This window comes from Acinetobacter piscicola, assembly GCF_002233755.1.
GTDB lineage: Bacteria > Pseudomonadota > Gammaproteobacteria > Pseudomonadales > Moraxellaceae > Acinetobacter > Acinetobacter piscicola.
On record NZ_KZ268708.1, the window covers coordinates 37746 to 61955 of the forward strand.

Here is a 24210-nt window from a genome sequence, read left to right on the forward strand (position 1 = left end):
ATTTATACAAATTGCTTATAAATTAAGCAGTAATTCGTTTGATATCCACCAATTTATTGATGACTTGATGTAATTCAGTGATGTTATTTACAATACAGTCAGCTTGCCATGTATCGAGATTATCTTTGTATTCTAAAGGTAAATAACCATAAGCTGCGAGTATAGTATACATACTGGCATTACGTCCTGCATCAATATCACGTGGGTGATCACCTACATAAATAATCTGTTTTGGATCAATCTGCAAGTGACTTGCTGCAAGATACATTGGTTCAGGGTCTGGTTTCGTATGTGTAACATCTTCAGGGCAAACAAGCACTGCACAACGTTCGTTTAAGTTCAATGCTTCGAGTAAAGACTTACTCAACCCACGAGGTTTATTGGTGACGATTCCCCAAGGAATGTTATTATTTTCTAAGTTTTCTATTAAAGGATACATGCCTTGAAATAGATCTGTATCCACAGCAATATCTTCACCATACAAATCTAAAAAACGCTGACGATGAGCGATGAAAATAGGATCATCCACAGCCAATTCAGGATAAACCAATTTTACCATGGCACGAGCGCCTTCTGACACTTGTGTACGAATCAAATCGGCATCGACCACTGCACGACCTTCTTCACGACACATGTTTTGAATGATGCGAATAAAGTCTGCTGCGGTATCAATCAACGTTCCATCTAAATCAAACAGTACAGCTTGCATTACACACCTTCATTTACGGTATAGACCATATAGTTCACATCTACATTTGGAGCAAGCCAATAGTGTTTGGTTAATGGATTGTAATGTAAACCAGTCATATCTTTAAGTTTTAGACCTGAATTACGAATATCATGTGCTAATTCAGATGGCTTGATGAATTTATGATAATCATGTGTACCTTTTTTCAATAAGCGTAATACATATTCAGCACCAACGATGGCGAATAAATAGGATTTAGGATTACGGTTAATGGTTGAAAAAAACACATGGCCATTTGGTTTAACCAATTTTTGACAGGCTTGAATGATCGATGCTGGATCTGGAACGTGTTCTAACATTTCCATACAGGTCACAATGTCGTATTGTCCCGCTTGTTCTTCTGCAAGTTGCTCAACAGGAACTTGACGATATTCGATATTGTGTACATTTTCTTGTTCTGCGTGTAAACGAGCGACATTAAGCGGCGCTGCCCCCATGTCAATACCCAAAACATCTGCACCACGACGTGCCATGCTTTCTGATAAGATTCCACCACCACAACCTACGTCTAGAATTTTTTTACCAGCTAAACCACCGGAATGCTCATCGATCCAGTTTAAACGTAATGGGTTAATTTGGTGTAAGGGTCTGAACTCAGAGTGCTGATCCCACCATAAAGCAGCGAGTGCTTCAAATTTTGCAATTTCTTGTGGATCAACATTAAGTTGCGACATGATAGCCACCTCTGAGTAAATTGTTTTAATCAAAAATTAATTCAAGCTATGCTAGTGTAACGTTAATTCTGAAAAAAGCGATGAATCGTGTAAAAAACTTCACAGAAGGAAAACGATTTTCCCATATTTGTTTTATAGTTAGTGCATAAGCTATACAAAACGACTTCGAGGACAATAAAGTCAATGAAAAAATTTATTCTTGGTGGCATGACTGCAATGGTTATGGCACTTTCTGCAAATACCATGGCTGCTGATTTCGTTGCAGGTAAAGACTATACCGTTGTACAGAACCCTGGAAAGGTAACTGTTCCGGGTAAAATTGAAGTACGTGAATTCTTTTGGTATGGATGCCCACACTGCTTTAAATTAGAACCTCATATGCAAACATGGTTGAAAAAAATTCCAAAAGATGTGAATTTTATTCGTACGCCTGCGGCAATGAACCCACTTTGGGAACAGGGTGCGCGTGCTTATTATGTATCGGAAGCTTTAGGCGTTCGTAAACGTACGCATTTGCCATTATTCCATGCCAATGGAAATGGTCAGCAAATCTTAGATAAAGATGCTTTTGCTAAATTCTATACACGTTATGGCGTACCTGAAGCGAAATTTAACAGCATGTATAGTTCATTTGCGATTACTGCAAAAGTAGCGGAATCGAACCAATTGGCTGCGCAATATCAGTTATCTGGCGTGCCTGCCGTGGTTGTAAATGGTAAGTATGTTGTACAAGGTGAAGATGGTAAAGTGACACAAGTGGTTGATTATCTGATCAATAAAGAACGTAAAGGCAAATAAGCCTTTCAGTTGCAAAAAACCCGCAAATGATTGTAATGCTGGCCAGTTAAGTCTTTTAAATCCTCCCCTTGCGGAGCATGCTCATCCCTCTTTTTCCTTGCGCCATAAATGGCTCAGGGTTAGGGGGAGATTCTTAGATGAGTAACTACTAAATTACTCTTAACTGACTGGCATTCCACAAACGATTGCGGGTTTTTTATTGCTTATTGAATTGATATTTTTAGATTAAGGAAACTTGCATACATCTTTGATGTAGTCGCAGTTATTTATTATCAATTTTGCCTTCATCTTTTTGAGTATCCCAATTTTCAATTCCTTTAAAAATTAGGCGAATTTGAGTGACAGCTTGCTTTTGCAGAACCATTTTTTGTAGTTCCAGTTCAATACCTGAATAAAGTCGTTCTAAACTGATCCATGACATTGCCCAAGTAAACGATAAATTAATCAATATATTGGTAATCACTTTTAGATTATTTTCATCATGAAAATTTTGCACAATTTCAAATTTTTTTAAATCGCTAGCAAGATCATCATTTAAAAACGCAATTTCACGTGCAATGGCTCTACGTACAGCTTCTGAGCCGCCCCAACGTTCAGAGATCATAAAAATCCATTGTTGCGGGTTGTTATCAACTGCTTCAAAAAACAGTTGCATACTGGTTTTCGTTTTTGTTTCTAAATGGGCAAAACCTTTACCCAGTTGATGCAAAACATTTTTTAAATATAAAGCAACTTGATCGACCAGTTCTTTACCCAATTCATCCATGTCTTGGAAATGTCGATAAAACGCAGTCGGAACAAGCCCAACTTCTCGCGCCACTTCACGCAGACTAATGCTCGAAAATGAACGACCTGATGTGCTTAAAGTTAAAGCAGCATCGAGTAAAGCCTGGCGACTTTGCTGTTTACGTTCATCCCGTATCGACATTCTGGTATCCAAAAATTTTTGTTGTGACGAGTTTATCAAAAAAATAAACAAATTAAACGACGAATATCAGTGTACAGGTGTTGACTGAATTTAAAAAACAGCTATAGTGTACATATGTTCACTAAAAGAACATTTGTTCACTCAATAAATAGCAAGCACAAAGAGGAACGTAATATGAGTAGCTATATGCAGTATCAAACAGCCACGGATAAGCAAGATGAATATCGACCAGAAATCATTCGAGAGGATTTTGTCGACTTTATCGCTGAAAAAATCAATCCTGTTTGGGCTTGGAAAAAAGTGAAAGCAACAGTTGTTAAGACACGTGCTTTAAGTCCTGATTTTTATCAAATTCAATTACGTCCAAATCGTAATTTTAAGCATCAACAATTTAAAGCAGGGCAAAGTATTCTTGTCACCGTAGAAATTGCAGGTGTACGCCAACAACGTAGTTATTCGGTCGTGAAATTTTTAGCCAATGGCGACATTATTATTGCAGTAAAACAACAAGGTAAAGTATCCAACGTACTAAGCCAGTTGGCTTTTGGCAATATCGTTGAGCTTTCTCAACCGCAAGGCGATTTTATCCTTAGCCAAGATGTCACACCAATGTTATTGATTGCTTCGGGTAGTGGGATTACGGCAATTTATTCGTTATTACTTGAAGCTTTAAAAGATTCAAGTCGTTCTATTGATTTAATTTATTTTAGTCGTGATCAAGCTTTCCATGCAGATTTGGAGCAACTTGATCAGCAAAATGCTCAGTTTAAATATCATGCGATTGATACTACTCAGAAGAAACAACATTTGACTGTGGAATTGTTAGAAGAATTGATTCCTGATTTTCAAACGCATCAAAGTTATGCATGTGGTGCGACAGCAATGATGCAAAGCTTGAATCAGATTTTTCAAGATTTAAATATTGAGCAACAACTGAAACAAGAGTATTTCCAAATTGCAGTCGATGAAAGCTTAGAGGCTCAACCAGTCGTGTTCTTACGTTCACAACAAGCGTTTGAGGCGAAATCAAATCTTCTGGAAAGTGCTGAACAAGCAGGTTTGAAGCCTACACATGGTTGTCGTATGGGGATTTGTAATACCTGTACTTGTACTAAAGTGAGTGGCTCAACCAAAAATATGCTGACAGGTGAAATTGACCATGCTTCTAATACTCAAATTAAGCTATGTATTAGCCAAGCGATTAGTCCTGTGACAATTAACTTGTAATTTCAAGTCCTTATTTTCAGTCAAATTTAAAAATTAAAAAACTCAGAGTTTTAAGTTTAAAGCTCAGGGGAACGTATATCCAAAATTTAAGGCACAGTTCAGAAAAAATGAATTGTGCAGGAGTTAAGCAATGAATATGTCGGTGAGTTTTCCAAACAGTAAGTCAAAACATTTAAGCCCAGAACAAACAGCTGAATTTGGTCGCCGTGTCGATGAAATCCGCCGCGAAGTCATGGATAGCTTGGGTGAACAAGATGCCAAGTACATCTATAAAATTCGTAATTTTGTACGTTATAGTGAAATTGTTTCACGTGGAGCGTTAATGTTCGGTGGTTGGATTCCACCTGTTTGGGTGCTTGGTACAAGTTTATTGGGCATTTCCAAAATTGTTGAAAATATGGAATTGGGTCATAACGTGATGCATGGGCAGTTTGACTGGTTGAATGATCCAAGTCTAAACGGTGCAAACTATGACTGGGATACCATGTCTACAGGTGATGATTGGAAATATACTCATAATTATATACACCATACCTATACCAATATTGTGGGCAAAGACCATGATGTCGGTTATGGTTTATTGCGAGTGAGTGAATCACAAAAGTGGGAGCCTCGTTTTCTTTTGAATATTCCTTTAGCTATTCAGTTAATGGTTTTTTTTGAATGGTATGTTGGCGTTCAAAACTTACATTTGGAAGATGCTTTGGTTTATAAAACCAAGACTTGGAAACAAGTTTGGGCTGATGCAACGAAGTTTCGTAAAAAAGCACGCCGTCAGATTTTAAAAGATTATGTATTTTTCCCAGTGATTGCGGGGCCGAATGCATTACCTGTTTTAGCTGGGAATGCGATTGCCAATGTAATCCGTAGTTTGTGGTCATCTGCGGTGATTTTTAATGGTCACTTTACTGAGGATGCTGAAACTTTTGAGGCGGATAATACTGAAAATGAAACACGTGCAGAGTGGTATTTACGTCAAATTCGAGGTTCAAGTAATTTCACAGGCACAGACTGGTTGCATATTTTGAGTGGAAATTTAAGTCATCAAATTGAACATCACTTATTCCCAGATATGCCTGCCAATCGTTATTCTGAAGTTGCACCTAAAATCAAAGCTTTATGCGAAGAATATGGTATCAACTACAATGAAGCAAACTTCTTGCAACAGTTCTGGAGTGTATGGGTACGTTTGGCGAAGTGTTCTTTACCCAATAACTGGACGTCGACGATTACGCAGTCTTTGCAAAAGGTGAAGGGGATTTTTGCTTAAAGAATGCTGAGTTGATGGTTTTATTTGTTTAAGCAAAGTTATGAAATATAAAAAAAGAAAAGCCCAATTTACATAAATTGGGTTTTTCTATTTCAAGTTACTGATTTCAATTACCTTTCTACATTAATTAATTTAATTTTTTAAATAATTCGAAAAACCAATTTTTTAGTTTTTCCCAAATACTCATTTCTTTATCTATATCCATGCATTTAGAACCAACATATTCTTGTATTTGAGATTTTCCATTTTTTTCTACTATGCAGAAATCTGTGTTATATGCTGTTTTAATATCTCCAAAGGTTACGCTATAGGGGCTATTTTTTATTAATTGATTAAAATTATTGAAGTTTTTGTCATTTAGAGCAATGCAATTATCTTTTTTTGGATAATTTTTTTCATAATAATTTTCATAGTGCCATGAATTCTTACTTCCCTCAGACAGATCTAAGATTACAACGTTAAATATTCCATTTTTTCCTGTGTCATTAATATAAAAACAAGGCATATTATTTTTTATATCAATAGCGACTTTTCCACCTCTGTAAGGGGTAGAGGTAGCAAATGATAACTTAGAAAAATTGAATAAAAAAAGTAATATAAATATTCTTTTCATTTGATTCATATCGGTTCATTTAACTTTTAAGCCAATTAAGAAGCTTTTCAGAAGTAGTTTTTTCTTTTTTTATAATTTTTTCGTTTTGACATGTGTATCCATCTAGAGTCTCTTTCAACAATGTTTGTTTTGATCCCTTTTTTACACAAATACGTAATGAATATGATTTTTCCATATCTAAAACAATATCATAGGGAACATCGTTTTTAAAATAAGATTGATCTATAGAAATGCATTCATTCTTACTAATCGGCATTTTTATATTCTTATAAACTTGGCTATAGGTACTTTTAAATTTTTTCCCATATACAATATCCCCAAGATATAGATACACTTGATTATTATAAGATTTTGTTTTTATGTCATTTGTATAGACACAAATACTCTGACCTTTAATTACTGCATATAGTTCTTTCTCTGGTGAAGCATGAGTTTGTATACTTAAGAAGATTAATAAAAATGTGCTAGTAGTTTTCTTCATAATCAATTAACTGGTAATAACAAAGGGTCTTTTGGATTTTTTAAGAAGTCTACTAGAAGGTTCATAACCCTACTATCAATTTAAAAAACCATGCTCTTGTAACAAAACCATCTCTCTCGCATCTGTTATACTTATGCGCAATATTTTTAAATCCCATAAGGATAAACCATGCGTATCGACCAACGTGCATTAGATCAATTACGTGATGTTAAAATTACCCGAAACTACACACGTTATGCGGAAGGTTCTGTATTGGTTGAATTTGGTCATACAAAAGTGCTGTGTACTGCAAGTATTGACAATTCAGTACCGCGTTTCCTCAAAGGTCAAGGTCAAGGTTGGGTTACGGCTGAATATGGTATGTTGCCACGCTCTACACATACCCGTAGTGACCGTGAAGCAGCACGTGGTAAACAATCTGGTCGTACACAAGAAATCCAACGTTTAATTGGTCGTAGCTTACGTGCGATGGTGGATTTGAAAAAATTAGGTGAAAACACCATTACGATTGACTGTGATGTGATTCAAGCAGATGGTGGTACGCGTACAGCGGCGATTACAGGCGCAGCGGTTGCGTTAATCGATGCGATGAATGTATTGCTTGAGAAAAAGAAAATTAAACATGATCCATTAAAAGGTTTAGTTGCTGCGATTTCAGTGGGAATCTATGCAGATGAAGTATTACTTGATCTTTGTTATGAAGAAGATTCTAACTGTCAAACTGATATGAATGTGGTTATGACGCAAGCAGGTGAATTTATTGAAATTCAAGGGACTGCTGAAGAAAAACCATTTACACGTGCGCAATCAAATGCAATGCTTGAAATAGCTGAAAAGGGTATTCAAGAATTAGTGAAGAAACAACAAGAAGCACTTGGTTGGTAATACAAAACCAATTTAAGTTGTGATCAAACGTACCTAATGGTGCGTTTTTTATTTGGAAAATAATTATTTCTCAAGCTAAATAGAAGAATGAATTAAATGCTATTGAATATTGATGTGAATTTTTCTCTAGTTTAACGCTACGTAGGTACATAGCGATACAGGAGAATCAGCATCATAAATACAACACCAATTGCGTGATGTTACTGATTTAAGTTTCAAGTCATGTAATGTGGCTACGAGATACAAAACTCATCAGAAGCCGTATTCCTTTTAATACAACTTCTTCAAATCATCTAAAAAGATATCGATTAAGCTATTTGTAATTTCAAAATAAATCTCGGTGTAAATATGCAAATCCTGATTTTCCTTTTTGCTATGATTACTTTTGTGTTAATGGCCAGTGACCCTCGCTTAGACCGATTGGATAGACAAGATACAACTGCAAAAAATTCACAAAAGACTGAACATTTTCAACAAGATTCAAAAAAAACCGATCGTGAAGAATCGGCTTGAACTGTGTTAACTTTCAGCTTTCGCTTGCAATAACTCATAAGTGAAATTTTTCCCATTCAACACATCCATATTCATGTCTTTATATTGTTGAAGAATTTCAGCCGAGTTTAAATCACAAGATTTTTGTGGTTGAGTACCTGTTTGATGAACAGTTTTATAGCAAGAATTCACTTTATTCACAAAATTATAATAAGGTGAAAGCGGTATATGCGCTGCTTCTAAAACTTTTGGTGCGAGGAAATGTGCCGCAACAAATTGTCCCTGAAATTGCTTTTTATCAATCGGGAAGTTTGCCCAAACAGCTAAAGGTGTTTCAAAGAAACGCACATCTTTTTTCTCTGTTTTTTCTTGCTCAGACTTAAAGAAACCATATTCATCATAAACTTTTTGTAAGTTTGGTAAATGGTCGCCAAAGAAAATCACAATGGTTGGGCGATCAAGTTGTTTTACATTTTCAATCAAAGCCTTGAACTTGTCATCAGCACGTTGCATACCTGTTAAATAAGTATTTAATGCACGTTTACTGCTATCACTGATCCCTTTTTTATTGAGTTTAAAGTGATCTTTACCAAAACGATCATCACTGTACATCGGATGGTTTTCAACACTAATCGCATAAATAAACTGGGGTTTATCGGTATTTTTGAGCTGATTTTCAATGCTGTTGTAAATTAAATCATCTGTAGCCCAACCTGCTGCATTGATGTATTTCGCACGATCAGCCATGTTGATCATATTTTCAATTGAGGTAAAACGATTAAAGCCTAAGTTGTGATAAACAGCGCTACGGTTATAAAAATATTTCCCATTATTGTGCATTGCTGTGGTTTCATAACCTAAGCTGTTTAAGTACATGGGCAATGAATAGGTGGGGCGTTTTAATTTAGACACATAAGCCAATTCATTATGATTTAAATAGGTATTTAAACTGGTTAAAACTTCAAATTCAACATTGGCTGTACCACCACCAAAACTTGGCGATAGCAATGTAGATACCTGATTTTTATTAATCGTTGGTGTGATATTTCGTGGAATGCTTTTGTCAAGTTGCGTTGCATCCCAATGTGACTCACTCATCACAAAAATAATGTTTGGTAACGGTTGCGATTCAACTTTTTCATTACTCGCAATCGTAGTTTGCTCTACAACAGGATTATTATTTGTTATTGGCTGATAAAAGGTAGCGACTTCTTGTTCAGGAATCACTTCAGTTTGAAAAATCTTATTGTTCAAACTATCCACAGATTTTGAAAAGAAAAAGGTCGAAAAACCCAAATATTTAATGGTTAAATGATCACCAATCCAATCACCACGGGTATTGGGTAAATATTGTGTATATTGGCAAATTGAACCTTTTTTTGCGTTAGCGCAGGACTCACTAAAATTATTTGTAAAATTTGCAGTCACAAAAAAGCCAAGAATCGCGACTGATAAAAGACTATTGGTTAACCATAATGGTTTTGTGCCGAGTTTTTCTTTTTTGTAGATGAATATAAATAAGGTAATAAAAACAGCAATACTGGCAAATACTGCAATTTTTAGAAAAATGGGTGAAGCAACAAAGGTTTCTTGAAACAGTAAGAAGTCACTAGGAACAAGGCTTGCTGAAAGGTATTGTTCTTTTTTGATGTTGATAAAGGTCAGTAAAAAAATAATGAACTGACTCAATAATATCGTGGCAAAAGTCTTTCTTAAAATTAAATAAAATAAGCTGATAAAGGCATAATTCAACAGAATCGAAAAGCCATATTTAAATAAACGCGGTTTTAAATAGATGTCACGTAACTGAAAGAAACGCGTGATATCTTCTTGGTATAAGAAAAAAGCAAATACAGATAAAAAAGCGACAAGTAAAAACAGAACTTGTTGTTTCAAAGTCTTCATCGGCTTAATTTCAGAGGTGATTTGGAATGGACGATAATTATAGGCTTATTATTTGGGTTTTTCTATGTGTGGGTTGTTTATTTTGTAAGCATACTTGAGTAAAACTTTATAAGTTGAAAACATCATTTCAAAATAGAAAGTAATAAATCCCCCAAAGGATGACTTGATTCCTTGGGGGATCTTTTTTTAATGGCTTACACGTTGTATAGCTTCATCATAAGTTGGGCTAGGTTTGTATTCATTCGCCAGTTGATAATGCTGTTTTGCTTGAGCATGGTCTTGATTATTCTCATAAATTTTACCAATATTATAATGAGAATAAGCCTTGGTGTTGTTATTGCTTGCAAGGGCAATCGCTTTTTGGTTCGCCCAAAGCGCTTCAGATGAACGATTCAATTTCTGATAAGCAACTGCAAGATTACTGTAGGTTTGTCCCACATTTGGATTGTAATCGATAGATTGTTGATAAAGCATGGCTGCTTGTTCAAATGAATTAGCTTTGTACGCTTTATCTGCTTTTAAATTCAATGATTTCGCACGGTTTTGTGCATCGGCTGAAACAGGAACAATATTTACCCGTGTACTTTGACTTTGATAGTTGGACACACTTGAACCAATCTGACTTGCACCAACCGTTGTTCCAGAGATACGGTTAATATCTTGGATTTCACCCTCAGGACTGATTCGAAATACAGTCCATAAATTTCCTGTCTTGGTTGTTGGTACATAATAAGATCGAATAAGTGATTCGCCCGTGTAAACCATGACCTTGGCTTGGCTATTCGACAGGCTATGGGTATTGGGTTGCGTACGATTTGAATAATCATGCACCGAGTAGACGTAGTATTGCCCATCCAGTTTTTTATCAATGGTCACAGTTTCAGGACCATAGGAATCGACATCATCGACATCTAAATTGGCGGATAACCCTTGTTTATTGTCCCAATAAATATGCTGATTTTTATAGCTTAGATGTGAGTCTAAATCTAAAGGGTTTTTACCCCAATTCAGTACGATACGCATACTGTCTAAGTCTTTAAGCACAGGGCTTAGTGCATAGGTCATACCATCACAAGGGCATTTTGCAACGAGGGTGGAATAGCCTGATTTTTTGATAATTAATAAATTATCCGCACCATCTGCACTATTCCCATCAACAGTGGTACGACCATTTGCATTGGTGGTATTCGATGCAGAGCGTTCCCCGTTTTTTTGCAGAATAACTTCTGCATTGGCAATATTTTGGTCTTTGATTGTCGCACTCAGAACATGGACATTGATGCTATCTGCATAGCTGATGCTTGGAACGAGTAGACCCAGTAGTGAAGAATATAAAAGATGTTTTGTCATTCTGTGTCTCTTCTTATCTATTGAAAATATATTGATGATTGTATAAAGATTCTTGAACAAAATGAGTGGATTGTATAATTATTCATCGTTATATTTTGTAATATGAATAAAAAAGCAGTGATGATTCACTGCTTAGAAATTTTACGACCACTTTTATGAATTAGGCATTAAAACGCATTGATAGATCAATTGCTTTTACGTCTTTAGTGAGTACACCCATCGAGATGTAATCTACGCCTGTTTGTGCAACTTCAGTTAAATTCTCAAGCGTAATATTACCTGAAGCTTCAAGTTTACAACGGCCTGCAACATGTTTAACTGCATCAATCATTTGTTGTTGGCTAAAATTATCCAACATCACAATATCTGCTTTTGCTTCAATCGCTTGGTTCAGTTCATCCCAAGTTTCGACTTCAACTTCAACAGGTTTACCTGGTGCAATTTGATGTGCTTTGGTAATCGCTTGCGCAATACTACCTGCCGCCATAATGTGATTTTCTTTAATTAAAAAGGCATCAAATAGACCTAAACGATGGTTTTGCCCACCACCGACAGCAACTGCATACTTTTGAGCAATACGTAAACCCGGTAAAGTTTTACGCGTATCGAGTAGTTTGGTCGATGTGCCTTCAAGATATTTTATGTATTCAGCAGTTTTAGTTGCCACAGCAGATAAAGTTTGTACAAAATTCAAAGCAGGTCGTTCAACTGTAAGCAAACTACGTGCAGAACCAGCAAGTTTATAAATGGTTTCATTGGCTTTGACTAAATCGCCATCATTTTTTAACCATGTAATTTGTACAGATGGATCATAAGCTTGGATCAGTGCATTGACCCATGGCTGACCTGCGAGGATCATGTCTTCACGGGTAATAATAGTTGCCGTAGCCTGCTCATCTTCAGGTGTCAGTAGGGCGGTAATATCTCCCTCACCGATATCTTCTTGCAGTGCTTGTTGGATATTCATTTGAATCGATTGTTCAAGCAATGCTTTTGAAATACTCATGGAAAATCCCTTTCGGTTTATCCTAAAATTTGTGCGATATATTAGCATTGTCATTGCAAGTTTGAAGAAGTTTTTATTTTATACAGATCGGAGTAAACTAAATTAGAAGCTTTATTCAATGAAATAGTCAGATTGACATTGAATAAGCACATTGAAAATGGACGGTTCTTTAGGAATAACACATGCAATCAGCAGCACTATTTCAGGTTGAAAATGGGCAACTTATTGGCGCAAGACAAGTCCCATCTCCGAATTATAATCAACGACCTGAACATACTGAAATACAACTGATTGTCATCCATAACATTAGTTTGCCTCCTTCGCAGTTTGGTGATGGTTATATTGAACAATTTTTTCAGAATCAATTGGATTGGTCGCTACATCCCTATTTTCAAACCATTCAAGGGATGCAGGTTTCTGCACATTTATTGATTTTAAGAACAGGTGAAGTCTTACAATTTGTCAATTTTAAAGATCGTGCTTGGCATGCAGGGCGTTCGAGTTATTTAAGTAAAGTTGAATGTAATGATTATTCAATAGGTATAGAACTGGAAGGCAGCGATGATACTGATTTTGAAGACATTCAATATCAAACATTGGTCGATGTGGTTGCAAGTTTGCAAAAAGCTTATCCCAAAACAGATCAGCATTTAGCAGGGCATTCTGATATTGCACCGGGGCGTAAAACCGATCCAGGACCACATTTTCAATGGCAATATTTTAGAGAATCTCTTGCTCAGAAAAGATCCAAAGCAAAATAAAAATTTGTTTATGATTTAACAACCCAATTTTAAGAATATTTAATTACAATAGCGACTTTATTTTAACTAGGTGAATACGATGGCGCTGTGGCGATCCACCTTTATTGTTAGTGCAATGACCATGCTATCACGAGTCTTAGGATTAGTTCGAGACATGGTTTTGCTTAATGTGTTTGGTGCAGGTAAGGATTTCGACACCTTTGTTGTCGCATTTCGTATTCCTAACTTTTTTAGACGTTTATTTGCTGAAGGGGCTTTTTCTCAGGCCTTTATTCCAGTTTTAACAGAATATAAAACCACCAAGTTACATGCAGAAGTACAGATTTTAATTAGTCGGGTCTTTGGTTGTCTGTTAATGGTGATGTCGTTGTTGACACTTGTCAGCATGATCATTGCACCTGTGATTTTGTATGTGTATGCACCCGGGTTTCACAATGATCCAGCGAAGTTTGATCTTGCAGTAGATATGTTTAGGTTAACGATCCCTTATCTGATGTTTATGTCGTTAACGGCATTTGCCAGCAGTATTTTAAACAGTTATGGGTCGTTTGCTTCACCTGCCTTTTCACCGGTTCTGTTAAATATTGCTATGATTGCAGGTGCATGGTGGCTTTCTCCACATCTTGCACAACCGATTATGGCGTTAGGTTGGGCAGTTATTGTGGCAGGGGTTTTACAACTTGCGATTCAGATTCCTGAACTGTGGAAGAGAAAATTATTAATTCCACCCAAAGTGGATTTTAAGCATGAAGGCGTTGATCGTATTCTCAAACTGATGCTACCTGCGTTATTTGGCGTATCAGTGACTCAGATTAATTTATTGTTGAATACCATTTGGGCATCATTCATGCAAGATGGCTCTGTGTCATGGTTATACAGCGCAGAGCGTATGACTGAGCTACCATTGGGTTTGATCGGTGTTGCAATTGGTACGGTGATTCTGCCGTCATTATCGATGAGTAAAGCTGAGCAAGACCAAGTCAAATTTAGAAAAATGCTAGATTGGGCTGCACGTGTGATTGTATTGGTGGGCGTTCCTGCAAGTATTGCATTGTTCATGCTTTCTACGCCGATTATCGAAGCGCTTTTTCAGCATGGTGCATTTGATACCCGTGATACCGAAATGACAGCACTAGCATTGCAATGTATGAGTGGTGGCGTGCTTGCATTTATGTTGATTAAAGTTTTTGCACCAGGGTTTTATGCAATTCAAGATACAAAAACACCTGTACGTGTGGGTTTAATGGCTGTTGCGGCTAACGCCATTCTCAACGTAGTTTTTCTTGGTTTGTTTAAACTGATTGATTGGCAAGCTCAACACATGGCTTTGGCAATTGCATCATCAGGTTCAGCATTGGTCAATGCGGGGATGCTTTATTTCTATTTGCATAAGCGTGATATTTTCAAGTTTGGAGCACATTGGAAGAAATTATTTATTCAATTCGCAATTGCGAATTTGGCGATGGTTGCGGCACTTTGGTATGCCATGACTTGGTATGATGGTGCACTTTCACAATGGATTCGTATTCTTGAAGTGATTGGATTGTGCATTGTTGGTATTGTTGCTTATGCAATTGCTTTATTTGCTGCTGGATTTAGACCAAGACAATTAAAGCATTAATAAATCAAGATATTTCTATTTTTAAGTAAATAAAAACATCGCCATTGGGCGATGTTTTTATTTGCAAGGTATTCGCGTTACGGTAGCACTTTTAACAGTTCAACATCAAAAATTAAGGTACTGTTAGGAGCAATGGCATCGCCTGCACCAATTTCACCATAAGCCAATTTTGCGGGAATAAAGAAGCGATATTTAGCGCCTTCTTTCATGAGCTGCAAACCTTCAGTCCAACCCTGAATCACTTGGCTCACTTGAAATTCTACAGCCTCATTTCGTGCAAAAGAACTGTCAAAAACTGTACCGTCAATTAAACGTCCTTCGTAATTCACCGATACTTTAGATTTAGCTGAGGGTGATTTACCTGTCCCTTGTTGAAGAATGGTATATTGCAAACCACTAGGGCGAGTGATTACGCCCGATTTTTTTGCATTTTCAATAAGAAAAGCTTCGCCTTTTTGTGCATTTTCATCGGCTGATTTTTTGAATTCTAGCATTTGTTTGGCTTCACTTTGCTGTTTATATTGTGCCAAAGCTTTCGCCATTTCTTCATCGGTCAATGTGGCTTTTTGTCCAGAAAAACCTTCTTTAATACCTTGAATAAAAGCATTTAAATTGATGTCTTTTAATGTTTCAGCATTGGTTCGTCCCATAACATAACCATAGCTATAACCCAGTTGATCTTGCTGTGAGCTTTTATTATTAATAGGCGCAGAGAAACTAGCAGTGCTGACCACACTGAGGCAAAGGGTAATGAGTGTTTTTTTCATAATTTATATCCAAAAAAGGAGAGCTACGCTCTCCTTTTTAATCAATTACTTCACTTGAAGAAGTTCAACATCGAAAATGAGTGTGCTATTTGGCGGAATGGTTCCAGGAACACCTTGTTCACCATATGCCAGTTTTGCAGGAATATATAAGGTTGCTTTGCCACCTTCTTTGATCAGCTGTAAACCTTCAGTCCAACCTGGAATGACTTGGTTTAAAGGAAATTCGACAGGTTGACCACGATCATAAGAACTATCGAAGACTTTACCATCGAGTAATTGCCCTTTGTAATGTACAGTGACCTGTGAATCTGCTGTCGGTTGTTTTCCTGTACCTTCTTTAGTGATTTTATATTGAAGGCCAGAAGCAGTTGTTATAACACCTGATTTTTTCGCATTTTCAGCTAAGAATGAATCATTTGAAGAAGCAGTGTCTTTGGCTTGCTGTAAATGCTTCGTTTGCATTTCTTTTTGGAATTCAACATAAGCAGCTTGTAATTCGGCTTCAGTATAAACACGTTCTTTTTTAGCATGACCATCACGAACACCTTTGATGAATGTATTTACATCTACTTCAGGTGGGGTTTGGCTCGCAACTTCATAACCGAGTGCATAACTGATTTTTTCTACAGGTTTTGCGTCTTTTGACATTGAACTGGTGTTAGCATCAGCTGGATGTTGAGATGCATAATAAACAGGTACAAGCGCAGCACCACCTAAAATTACAGCAACTGCGATGGGTAAGGCTTTACTCATAAAAATTCCCAAATTTTAATCTTTTAAGAAGCTAATTTGATCATTAGCATAAACGCAACAAGCATATAACGTCTTCATCATAAACGATATAGTTATCTGATGTTGACAACTAAAAATATACAGATATATCAGCATAAAAAACCAGATCGAAGTCTGGTTTTTTATTACAAATTCATGAATTAATCATCTTTAGATGAAGTATATGCATAAGCATAGTTGTAACCGTAATTACCGCCAGCAGTTGCTTGAATGTCATTCAGGATAATACCGCTGACTTTCGTGCCTGCTTGTTCGAAACGACTGACGGTCAACTCTAATTCTTTCATTTGTGTTTTCGCATAACGTGCAACAACGAGGTTTACACCGACAAACTGAGAAATAATGATGCCATCTGTCACTGCCAAGATCGGTGGTGTATCAATAATAATATGGTCATATTGTTGAGAAAGTTGTTCAAGTAATTCGCTAAAACGTTGTGAACTTAACATTTCAGAAGCATTACCTTGGTTTTTACCACGTGCAAAGAAGTCTAGATTGGCTACAGTATCTGATTTGACAATACACTGTTCTAAACTGTTTTGATTACTTAAATATTCAGTTAGACCTGGCGAGGCTTCACGATCAAAATACTTATGTAAATAACCGCGTCGTAAGTCAGCATCAATCAATAATACTTTTTTATTGCTTTGCGCAAAAATTGCAGCAAGATTCGTTGAAATAAACGATTTACCAATCTCAGGTGCAGGGCCTGAAACTGCAATAATATTATTTTTCGCATTTGCAAGGGCAAAGTGAATAGTGGTACGAATACTACGTAAACTTTCAATGGCAATATCTTCACTATTCTTAACAGCAAGAATAGGAATGGATTTTTTCTTTTTCAGTAATTGAACACGGCTTTCCTGAATTGGTGAACGAGGTACTGTTGCATAAACAGGTAGATCCAGTTCATTTTCAATGCGGCTCGAATCTTTGATTCCTGAAGATAGTATATTACGAAGTAATGCAATCATTACACCAATAAAGCCACCGACAAAGATTGAAAGAATTAACACAATCAGTTTTTTCGGTTTAATCGGTTTTACAGGTTCTACCGCAGTATCAATAATACGGACATTACCAATCTCACCAGCTTTGACAATTTTGAGTTGTTGATAACTATTTAGTAACGAAGTATACAGTTCAGTATTGACCTTTACATCACGATATAGTTGTAAATACAAACGTTGTGTTTCAGGCAGACGTTTAATGGCTTGATTAAGCTCAGTAGATTTTTTATCAATCGCAGCAAGCTGTGCATTGATCTCAGTCATTAATGGGTGATCAGGTGTATATTTTGCAGAGTATTCAGCTTGTTTTTGCTTTAACTCAATACGCATTTTTTCCAATTCAACATTTTGTTTTAACATGAGCTCAGATTCTTGAGTCACATCAACCGTGTTGTACTGTTCACGGAATTTGTTAAACTTAATTTCAGATTCTTCCAATTGTTTTTTCAATTCAGGCAATTGTTGATCGAGGAAACTTAATGTTTGTTTAGATTCTAAAGTCTTGCGTTCAATATTTTGTGCATGATATACAGCTAAAATATGATTAAGAACCTGAGTAATATGTTCTTTATCAGTACCACTATAATTTAAACCAATCACTCCCGTCATTTTACCTTTTTCAGCAACGGCATAAGTTGTTTGAAGCGCTTTCATTGCAGAAGGAAGTGATAGTTTGCTAATGGTAAAATCTTGTTGAAATGAGCTTCGACTTTCAATATTTACAGACCAAAGACCTTTATTATCTTGAGTTTGGTTAAGCTGATTTAAGCGACCTTTAAAAACCACTTGGTCTTTATAGCTTAGACTAAATTGATTCTTGTCCAAAAAGTTTAGGATTAAATTTTTGTCATAGTAATATGCTGGAATTTCAAGCTTTTTAACCGAAAATTCAGCATTTTTTTTCTGGAAACTCACACTATTGTCAGTGTATTGAAGTTTTGTGTTGTCTTTCGAAATTAAGCGATGAAACAAATTATCTTGATTATCTTGAATTTGAATATCTAAGTTTAGATTCTTAATCACTTCCCCAAGCACGAGTCTTGAATTTAAAATTTCAATTTCGGCATCTGCTGGAGATTTTGCCCCTAATCCGCCAGAAATATCTTTTAGCCCCCCCATTAAAGCCGCAGAAGCCGCACTTTTTCCGTCTTCAACCTGCACCATGGCATCAGTTGAATATACTGGAGAAGTGATACGTAAATACAATAAAGCACAGATCAAACTTAAAATGACACAAAGAGCAATCACTTTCCATTGCGCAATTAAAGAGAAAAATAACTCTTTTAGATCAATAGTATCATCATTAGTTTTTGAATTTTGGTTCATAAGTTAACAACTAATTAAAATTTAAAGATGTGATTGCCAGTCAGCAACATAAGTTTGGATATTTTTACATGTTTCATCAAAAAAAGCTTGATCATGTTTATAAGGATCCGGGACATTTAAGTTTTGCCAATGTCCTAACATAAACACTTTACCTTTAGCAAAAGGCCATTTTTGTTCAATATGTTGTGATTGGTTTTTACTCATCACTAAAATCAGATCGGCTTTTTTAATCAACTCAGCATTGATCTGTTGTGCAATATGACTACGCATGTCGATATTTAAGCTATCCATACATGCAATGGCTTTATCATCCGCCGAATGCCCGACCATCGCTGAAAGACCAGCAGATTCAATACTGAGATGAGGGAACTGATCTTTAAGAAAAAACTCCGCCATTGGGCTACGGCAGATATTTCCTACACAAACAATCAATATATTCTTGATCTGCATGTTATTTACCTAGCTGATCAAATGAATAAAGCGCGCTTGAGAATGGAACAATCTGATTCATAATACGTTGCCAGCGAGTTAAGCCAGTCGAATCTATATAAACAATGTCATTCTTTTTCATTGCAAACTGATTAGCCAGTGCTAAGTTACCCAAACTACTTAAATTTAAATGATAAATAGTTGATTGCTTAGTATTTAAATCAGTACGCATTACGTAAATTCGAGCAGCACTTGCTGAATATGGATTAATCCCTTCACTTTCACCCAGCACATCACTTAAGGTCATGCCTTGATCACGTAGTGCAAGTGCTTGGCTTTTATTGGATTCACCCATGACATAAAGTTTTTGATCTTGTTTGGTATTGACATAAATCGTGTCATTCGGTTGGATAAGTAGGTTATGTAGAGATAAGCCTTGTTTTTCCAACTGAATAGTATTCAAGTTAAATGTTTGGCCATCTCGAATCAGTTGGATATTGGTCGTATCCCCTGTTTTTGTATCAATACCACCTGCTTGACCTAGGGCTGTATAAATACTAATAGGTTGGTCATTTAAAGTATATTGTCCACTACGCATAACCTGCCCGTTCACAAAGTAACGACGTCCTTCATAAGACAGAACACGAACTACAACATCAGGATGCTTTAAGTATTTTGCAAATTGGTTATGTAAAAAACGATTGGTTTCAGCCAGTGTTTTGCCTGCAATACGTACTGAACCGACTAATGGAAGCTGCACGTTTCCATTCGGATCAATTGGATAACCAATCGCCTTAACATTGTTTACGTCTTGAATAGGCGGTGTAATTTCAGGATAAGCCCATAGCTGGATCGAAAGGATATCGCCAGCACTTAAACGATAAATATTTTGCTGACGGTGAAATAGTGAAACTACATTATTTGAGTTTGCTTGATTTAATGTATTGAAATTTGGAATATTGTTTTGATTCAATTGAACCACAGAAAGCTCAGCGCCTTGATCCGTTTTATATTGACCTTGCTCAGGTAAATCATAAGTTTGAAGTCCAGAGGTGATTGCACAACCAGAAAATGAAACAGAAATTGCTAAAATCGTAAAAAGTGATGTGCCTGGATACTTCACATTCAAAACCCTTATTTTATATTGCGTTGCTACTTAGAATTCAATCTTGAAGCTGAATTGTATGCTAAAAAACTGCAGTTGGGTATCTTATTGTTTAGATAGTATTGTATGAAAATCGAAAAAGTAAGTTATCCATTTATATTTTTAATTGCTTTGTAAAACAAAAATAATAAGATCAAAACCAAGCATTCATACTGTATATACATAACATTACTAAGATAAACGATTGTGATAAGCGAAAATCGGTTTATCATATGAATTATTATATATTCTGAGTATAATGCCTCAGAAGTTAAAATAGAAAGCATCTCTTGGAACAATATAGTTTTACAGTATTGATCAATTGAAGACACTTCAGAATGTATATTTTTATTAAAAATGATTCATAGGATACAATATGAGAGTTTTGGTTACTGGTGGTGCAGGCTTTATTGGATCAGCAGTTGTAAGACATATTATAAAAAATACTCAAGATGAAGTATTGAATATTGATAAATTAACATATGCAGGTAATTTAGAGTCTTTGGTTGAGGTTGATCAGAATTCAAGATATCAGTTTAAACAAATTGATATTTGTGATTCCGAAGCTTTAACTGACGTATTTAATCAATTCAAGCCGAATTTAGTGATGCATCTTGCAGCAGAGTCACATGTGGATCGTTCAATAGACGGTCCAGCGGAATTTATTACCACCAATATCGTTGGAACGTACACCTTATTAGAAGTTGCACGCAAATATTGGACTAATTTAACAGAACAAGAACAATCTAGTTTTAAGTTTCATCATATTTCAACCGATGAAGTTTATGGCGACTTGGAAGGCACAACCGATCTATTCACTGAAACAACGTCTTATGCACCAAGCTCCCCTTATTCAGCAAGTAAAGCAAGTTCAGATCACTTAGTCCGGGCTTGGCAAAGAACCTATGGTTTACCGACGCTCGTAACCAATTGTTCGAACAATTATGGTCCTTATCATTTTCCTGAAAAATTGATTCCTTTAGTAATTTTGAATGCACTCGATGGTAAATCGTTACCTATTTATGGCAAAGGTGATCAAATTCGAGACTGGTTATTTGTCGAAGATCATGCGCGTGCTTTATATCGAGTCGTTACAGAAGGTGCAGTCGGGGAAACTTACAATATCGGTGGCCATAATGAAAAGCAAAATATTGATGTTGTGAAAACAATTTGTAAGATTCTAGATGAGCTAAAGCCTCAAATTAATCAACAACCGTATGAGTCACTGATTACATTTGTAAAAGATCGCCCTGGGCATGATTTACGTTATGCGATAGATGCGAGCAAAATTAAACAAGATTTGGGCTGGATGCCTGAAGAAAGCTTTGAGACAGGTATTCGCAAGACTGTGGAGTGGTATTTAAATAACCAAGAATGGGTAGCGAATATTCAAAGTGGTGAATACCAAAATTGGATACAACAACAATACCAAGCTAAAAAAGCCTAATTTTGAGTAAATCGATGAAAATTCTTTTATTAGGTAAAAATGGTCAAGTGGGTTGGGAATTGCAACGTGCTTTACAACCACTAGGTTCAATAATTAGCCTTGATCGTTCTATAGATGTTAATGGTCTGTGTGGAGATATCACAAACTTTGATGCAATATTTAATGCGATTGAGCAAACTCAACCTAATGTTATCGTTAACGCTACCGCCTATACAGCGGTAGATAAGGCTGAAAGTGAAATCGAACAAGCGGATTTGATCAATCATTTGGCTGTTAAACACCTTGCAGAAATTTGTGAACAGAAAAATATTTTGTTCATTCACTATTCTACAGACTATGTTTTTGATGGGACAGGTAGTGCTGCCTGGTCAGAAGAAGATGTATGTAATCCTGTAAATTTATATGGGAAATCGAAATATGATGGTGAAATTGCCTTAGAGCAAAGCGGGTGTAAGTTCTTTAATTTTAGAACCAGTTGGGTTTATGGTTTGCATGGCAATAACTTTATAAAAACCATGCTAAAACTGGCAACGATTAAAGAAGAGTTGGGAATTATTAATGATCAAATTGGTGCTCCGACAGGAGCGCCGTTAATTGCAGATGTAACGGCACAAGTCATTCGTTTTTGGGATTTGAATACAGTTTCTGAGGAAAATTTATATGGGCATTATCATCTCGCAGCAGCTGGAGAGTGCTCATGGTATGATTACGCACAATTTATTTTTTCTCAGGCAAGTAGTCATGGGAAGGATTTTGTTTTGAATAAGGTTAGCCCAATAGAAACATCTGCTTACCCAACTCCAGCAAAAAGACCATTAAATTCACGGTTAAATACATTAAAGTTACAACAAAATTTTAAGTTACATCTCCCGAATTGGGAACTTGGTGTGGCACAAGTGATTAAGGAACTTCATCAATGAGTCAGAAAAAAAGAAAGGGTATAATTTTAGCGGGTGGTTCTGGCACACGTCTATATCCAATTACTATGGGAACATCAAAGCAACTACTTCCAATTTATGATAAGCCAATGATTTATTATCCTTTGTCAGTTTTAATGCTTGCAGGGATTAATGAAATTCTCATTATTTCTACACCTGAAGATTTACCAAACTTTGAAAAACTCTTAGGTACGGGTGAAGACCTAGGCTTAAAACTATCTTATAAAGTACAACCGTCACCAGATGGTTTAGCTCAAGCTTTTATTTTGGGTGAAGATTTTGTTGGTGATGACAATGCTTGTTTGATTTTGGGTGATAATATCTTTTATGGTCAGCACTTTAGTGAGCAACTAAAACGTGCCTCGGACAAAGAAAGTGGTGCGACTGTATTTGGTTATTATGTGAATGATCCTGAACGATTTGGCGTTGTTGATTTTGATGTAACAGGTAAAGCACTAAGTATCGAAGAAAAGCCGGAACAGCCTAAATCAAATTATGCAGTCACAGGACTTTATTTTTATGATAATAAGGTTGTTGATATTGCAAAAAATATTAAGCCATCGCACCGTGGTGAGTTGGAAATCACAGATGTCAATAATGTGTATTTACAACAAGAAGAGCTTAATGTCGAGTTGCTTGGTCGAGGCTTCGCTTGGCTAGATACAGGTACGCATGACTCATTGCTTGAGGCAAGTCAATTTGTGCAGACTGTTGAACATCGTCAAGGGTTGAAAATCGCGTGTTTAGAAGAAATTGCATTTAATAATGGTTGGATTGATTCAAATCAACTATTAAATCGTGCAAATTTCTTTAAGAAAACAGGTTACGGTCAATATTTATTAAAATTACACGCGGAACATCAAAAAACAAAAGTTTGATGATGTTGGAGCAATTTTATAAATAACACTAATGTAAATGCAGTATTGCTTTGTATAGAGAATAAAGAATGAATGTTATTGAAACAAAGATCAAAGGTCTTTTGATACTGGAGCCAAAAGTTTTTGGTGATGATCGTGGCTGGTTTATGGAAAGCTTTAATCAAAAAGCTTTTGAGCAAGCGTTAAAAGAACGTGGTTTAGATATCCCGCAATTTGTTCAAGACAATCACTCTTATTCACAAAAAGGCGTTCTACGTGGATTGCATTATCAGTCAGCCCCATATGCCCAAGGGAAGTTAGTTCGAGTTGTACAAGGACGAGCTTGGGATGTTGCTGTTGATATTCGCCCTGAATCTGTAACCTATGGCGAATGGGTTGGTGTAGAGCTGTCAGGTGAGAACCATAAACAGTTTTGGATTCCTGAAGGTTTTGCTCATGGGTTTGTTGCGTTGGAAGATAATACCCAATTTTTGTATAAAGCAACAAATTATTATAATAAAGCAAGCGAACACGCAATTATCTGGAATGATGAGGACTTAGCTATAGATTGGCAAGTGAACGGTTTAATGGAAATATTAGTGAGTGGAAAAGATCAAGAGGCAAATCAATTTTCCAATATCTAAATTTTTGGAAACTTTTGATCAATGAATTGTGATTGATGAAATAGTACGAAAAATATTACTGTCATTTAAGTGGCTATAAAACATACTTATAATTGAA

Annotated in this window: 24 protein-coding genes; 11 read left to right on the forward strand and 13 right to left on the reverse strand. The window is 36.2% G+C overall.

Translation table 11 applies throughout. From position 1 onward, the window contains the following. Positions 1–22: 22 nt before the first annotated feature. Positions 23–709 carry an HAD family hydrolase gene (locus CDA10_RS04025; protein WP_089604210.1) on the reverse strand — a complete coding sequence of 229 codons (687 nt, stop codon included), beginning with the start codon at positions 707–709 and terminating at the stop codon, positions 23–25. After that, positions 709–1422, reverse strand: a complete 714-nt coding sequence (gene ubiG / locus CDA10_RS04030; RefSeq protein ID WP_010113523.1) for a bifunctional 2-polyprenyl-6-hydroxyphenol methylase/3-demethylubiquinol 3-O-methyltransferase UbiG — start codon at positions 1420–1422, stop codon at positions 709–711. The genes CDA10_RS04025 and ubiG overlap by 1 nt, the downstream gene beginning before the upstream one ends. A 183-nt stretch (positions 1423–1605) precedes the next feature. On the opposite strand from ubiG, the gene CDA10_RS04035 reads away from it, so the two are divergent. Next, complete coding sequence (locus tag CDA10_RS04035) at positions 1606–2220, forward strand: thiol:disulfide interchange protein DsbA/DsbL (RefSeq protein ID WP_089604211.1); 615 nt, start codon at positions 1606–1608, stop codon at positions 2218–2220. A 262-nt stretch (positions 2221–2482) separates the two neighbouring features. Here the strand turns inward: CDA10_RS04035 and CDA10_RS04040 are convergent, their stop codons facing one another. Further along, positions 2483–3148, reverse strand: a complete 666-nt coding sequence (locus CDA10_RS04040; RefSeq protein WP_089604212.1) for a TetR family transcriptional regulator — start codon at positions 3146–3148, stop codon at positions 2483–2485. A 174-nt stretch (positions 3149–3322) separates the two neighbouring features. Here CDA10_RS04040 and CDA10_RS04045 point away from each other — a divergent pair, with 174 nt between their 5' ends. Together CDA10_RS04045 and CDA10_RS04050 are read left to right on the forward strand one after the other, a co-directional pair. Beyond that, positions 3323–4375 (forward strand): flavin reductase family protein, encoded by a 1053-nt coding sequence (locus CDA10_RS04045; RefSeq protein ID WP_089604213.1) that lies wholly within the window; start codon positions 3323–3325, stop codon positions 4373–4375. A gap of 130 nt (positions 4376–4505) precedes the next feature. Continuing rightward, complete coding sequence (locus CDA10_RS04050; protein ID WP_089604214.1) at positions 4506–5645, forward strand: fatty acid desaturase family protein; 1140 nt, start codon at positions 4506–4508, stop codon at positions 5643–5645. Positions 5646–5772: 127 nt separating this feature from the next. Here CDA10_RS04050 and CDA10_RS04055 read toward each other — a convergent pair whose 3' ends face one another. Both CDA10_RS04055 and CDA10_RS04060 read right to left on the reverse strand, forming a co-directional pair. Beyond that, complete coding sequence (locus tag CDA10_RS04055; protein WP_228704592.1) at positions 5773–6267, reverse strand: NF045616 family extracytoplasmic (lipo)protein; 495 nt, start codon at positions 6265–6267, stop codon at positions 5773–5775. A gap of 10 nt (positions 6268–6277) precedes the next feature. Beyond that, positions 6278–6739: an NF045616 family extracytoplasmic (lipo)protein gene (locus CDA10_RS04060; RefSeq protein WP_089604215.1), complete on the reverse strand. Its 462-nt coding sequence runs from the start codon at positions 6737–6739 to the stop codon at positions 6278–6280. Between the two features lie 168 nt (positions 6740–6907). On the opposite strand from CDA10_RS04060, the gene rph reads away from it, so the two are divergent. Beyond that, entirely contained in the window at positions 6908–7624 is a 717-nt protein-coding gene (gene rph / locus CDA10_RS04065) for a ribonuclease PH (RefSeq protein WP_089604216.1), read from the forward strand. Positions 7625–7972: 348 nt separating this feature from the next. Beyond that, positions 7973–8137 (forward strand): ABZJ_00068 family colistin stress protein, encoded by a 165-nt coding sequence (locus CDA10_RS16870; RefSeq protein WP_167374944.1) that lies wholly within the window; start codon positions 7973–7975, stop codon positions 8135–8137. A 6-nt stretch (positions 8138–8143) separates the two neighbouring features. Here the strand turns inward: CDA10_RS16870 and CDA10_RS04070 are convergent, their stop codons facing one another. The 3 genes from CDA10_RS04070 to nadC all read right to left on the reverse strand — a co-directional run bounded on the left by CDA10_RS04070 (position 8144) and on the right by nadC (position 12377). After that, positions 8144–10021: an LTA synthase family protein gene (locus tag CDA10_RS04070; RefSeq protein ID WP_089604217.1), complete on the reverse strand. Its 1878-nt coding sequence runs from the start codon at positions 10019–10021 to the stop codon at positions 8144–8146. Positions 10022–10207: 186 nt separating this feature from the next. Then, complete coding sequence (locus tag CDA10_RS04075; RefSeq protein ID WP_089604218.1) at positions 10208–11371, reverse strand: tetratricopeptide repeat protein; 1164 nt, start codon at positions 11369–11371, stop codon at positions 10208–10210. 160 nt (positions 11372–11531) lie between these two features. Then, positions 11532–12377: a carboxylating nicotinate-nucleotide diphosphorylase gene (gene nadC / locus CDA10_RS04080; RefSeq protein WP_089604219.1), complete on the reverse strand. Its 846-nt coding sequence runs from the start codon at positions 12375–12377 to the stop codon at positions 11532–11534. 182 nt (positions 12378–12559) lie between these two features. On the opposite strand from nadC, the gene ampD reads away from it, so the two are divergent. Then, complete coding sequence (gene ampD, locus CDA10_RS04085; protein ID WP_089604220.1) at positions 12560–13138, forward strand: 1,6-anhydro-N-acetylmuramyl-L-alanine amidase AmpD; 579 nt, start codon at positions 12560–12562, stop codon at positions 13136–13138. A gap of 70 nt (positions 13139–13208) precedes the next feature. Beyond that, entirely contained in the window at positions 13209–14759 is a 1551-nt protein-coding gene (murJ, locus tag CDA10_RS04090) for a murein biosynthesis integral membrane protein MurJ (protein WP_171333943.1), read from the forward strand. A gap of 77 nt (positions 14760–14836) precedes the next feature. Here the strand turns inward: murJ and CDA10_RS04095 are convergent, their stop codons facing one another. From CDA10_RS04095 to CDA10_RS04115, 5 genes are all read right to left on the reverse strand, one after another. Continuing rightward, positions 14837–15526 (reverse strand): BamJ family beta-barrel-assembly machinery protein, encoded by a 690-nt coding sequence (locus CDA10_RS04095; protein ID WP_089604222.1) that lies wholly within the window; start codon positions 15524–15526, stop codon positions 14837–14839. A gap of 45 nt (positions 15527–15571) precedes the next feature. Further along, entirely contained in the window at positions 15572–16279 is a 708-nt protein-coding gene (locus tag CDA10_RS04100) for a BamJ family beta-barrel-assembly machinery protein (RefSeq protein ID WP_089604223.1), read from the reverse strand. 179 nt (positions 16280–16458) lie between these two features. Beyond that, on the reverse strand, positions 16459–18654 hold the full coding sequence (locus tag CDA10_RS04105; RefSeq protein ID WP_089604224.1) for a polysaccharide biosynthesis tyrosine autokinase: 2196 nt from the start codon (positions 18652–18654) through the stop codon (positions 16459–16461). A 21-nt stretch (positions 18655–18675) separates the two neighbouring features. Next, positions 18676–19104 (reverse strand): low molecular weight protein-tyrosine-phosphatase, encoded by a 429-nt coding sequence (locus CDA10_RS04110; RefSeq protein WP_089604225.1) that lies wholly within the window; start codon positions 19102–19104, stop codon positions 18676–18678. Position 19105: 1 nt separating this feature from the next. Then, positions 19106–20206 carry a polysaccharide biosynthesis/export family protein gene (locus tag CDA10_RS04115; RefSeq protein ID WP_089604226.1) on the reverse strand — a complete coding sequence of 367 codons (1101 nt, stop codon included), beginning with the start codon at positions 20204–20206 and terminating at the stop codon, positions 19106–19108. 397 nt (positions 20207–20603) lie between these two features. Between CDA10_RS04115 and rfbB the strand changes: the two genes are divergently transcribed. The 4 genes from rfbB (at position 20604) to rfbC (ending at position 24113) form a co-directional block, all read left to right on the forward strand. After that, on the forward strand, positions 20604–21674 hold the full coding sequence (gene rfbB / locus CDA10_RS04120) for a dTDP-glucose 4,6-dehydratase (protein ID WP_089604227.1): 1071 nt from the start codon (positions 20604–20606) through the stop codon (positions 21672–21674). Between the two features lie 14 nt (positions 21675–21688). Beyond that, on the forward strand, positions 21689–22594 hold the full coding sequence (gene rfbD / locus CDA10_RS04125; protein WP_089604228.1) for a dTDP-4-dehydrorhamnose reductase: 906 nt from the start codon (positions 21689–21691) through the stop codon (positions 22592–22594). Then, the gene (gene rfbA / locus CDA10_RS04130) at positions 22591–23490 is read left to right on the forward strand and encodes a glucose-1-phosphate thymidylyltransferase RfbA (RefSeq protein WP_089604229.1); all 900 of its coding nucleotides are present in this window, start codon (positions 22591–22593) and stop codon (positions 23488–23490) included. Before rfbD ends, rfbA begins: the two co-directional genes overlap by 4 nt. A 68-nt stretch (positions 23491–23558) precedes the next feature. Then, positions 23559–24113: a dTDP-4-dehydrorhamnose 3,5-epimerase gene (gene rfbC / locus CDA10_RS04135; protein ID WP_089604230.1), complete on the forward strand. Its 555-nt coding sequence runs from the start codon at positions 23559–23561 to the stop codon at positions 24111–24113. Positions 24114–24210 lie beyond the last annotated feature (97 nt).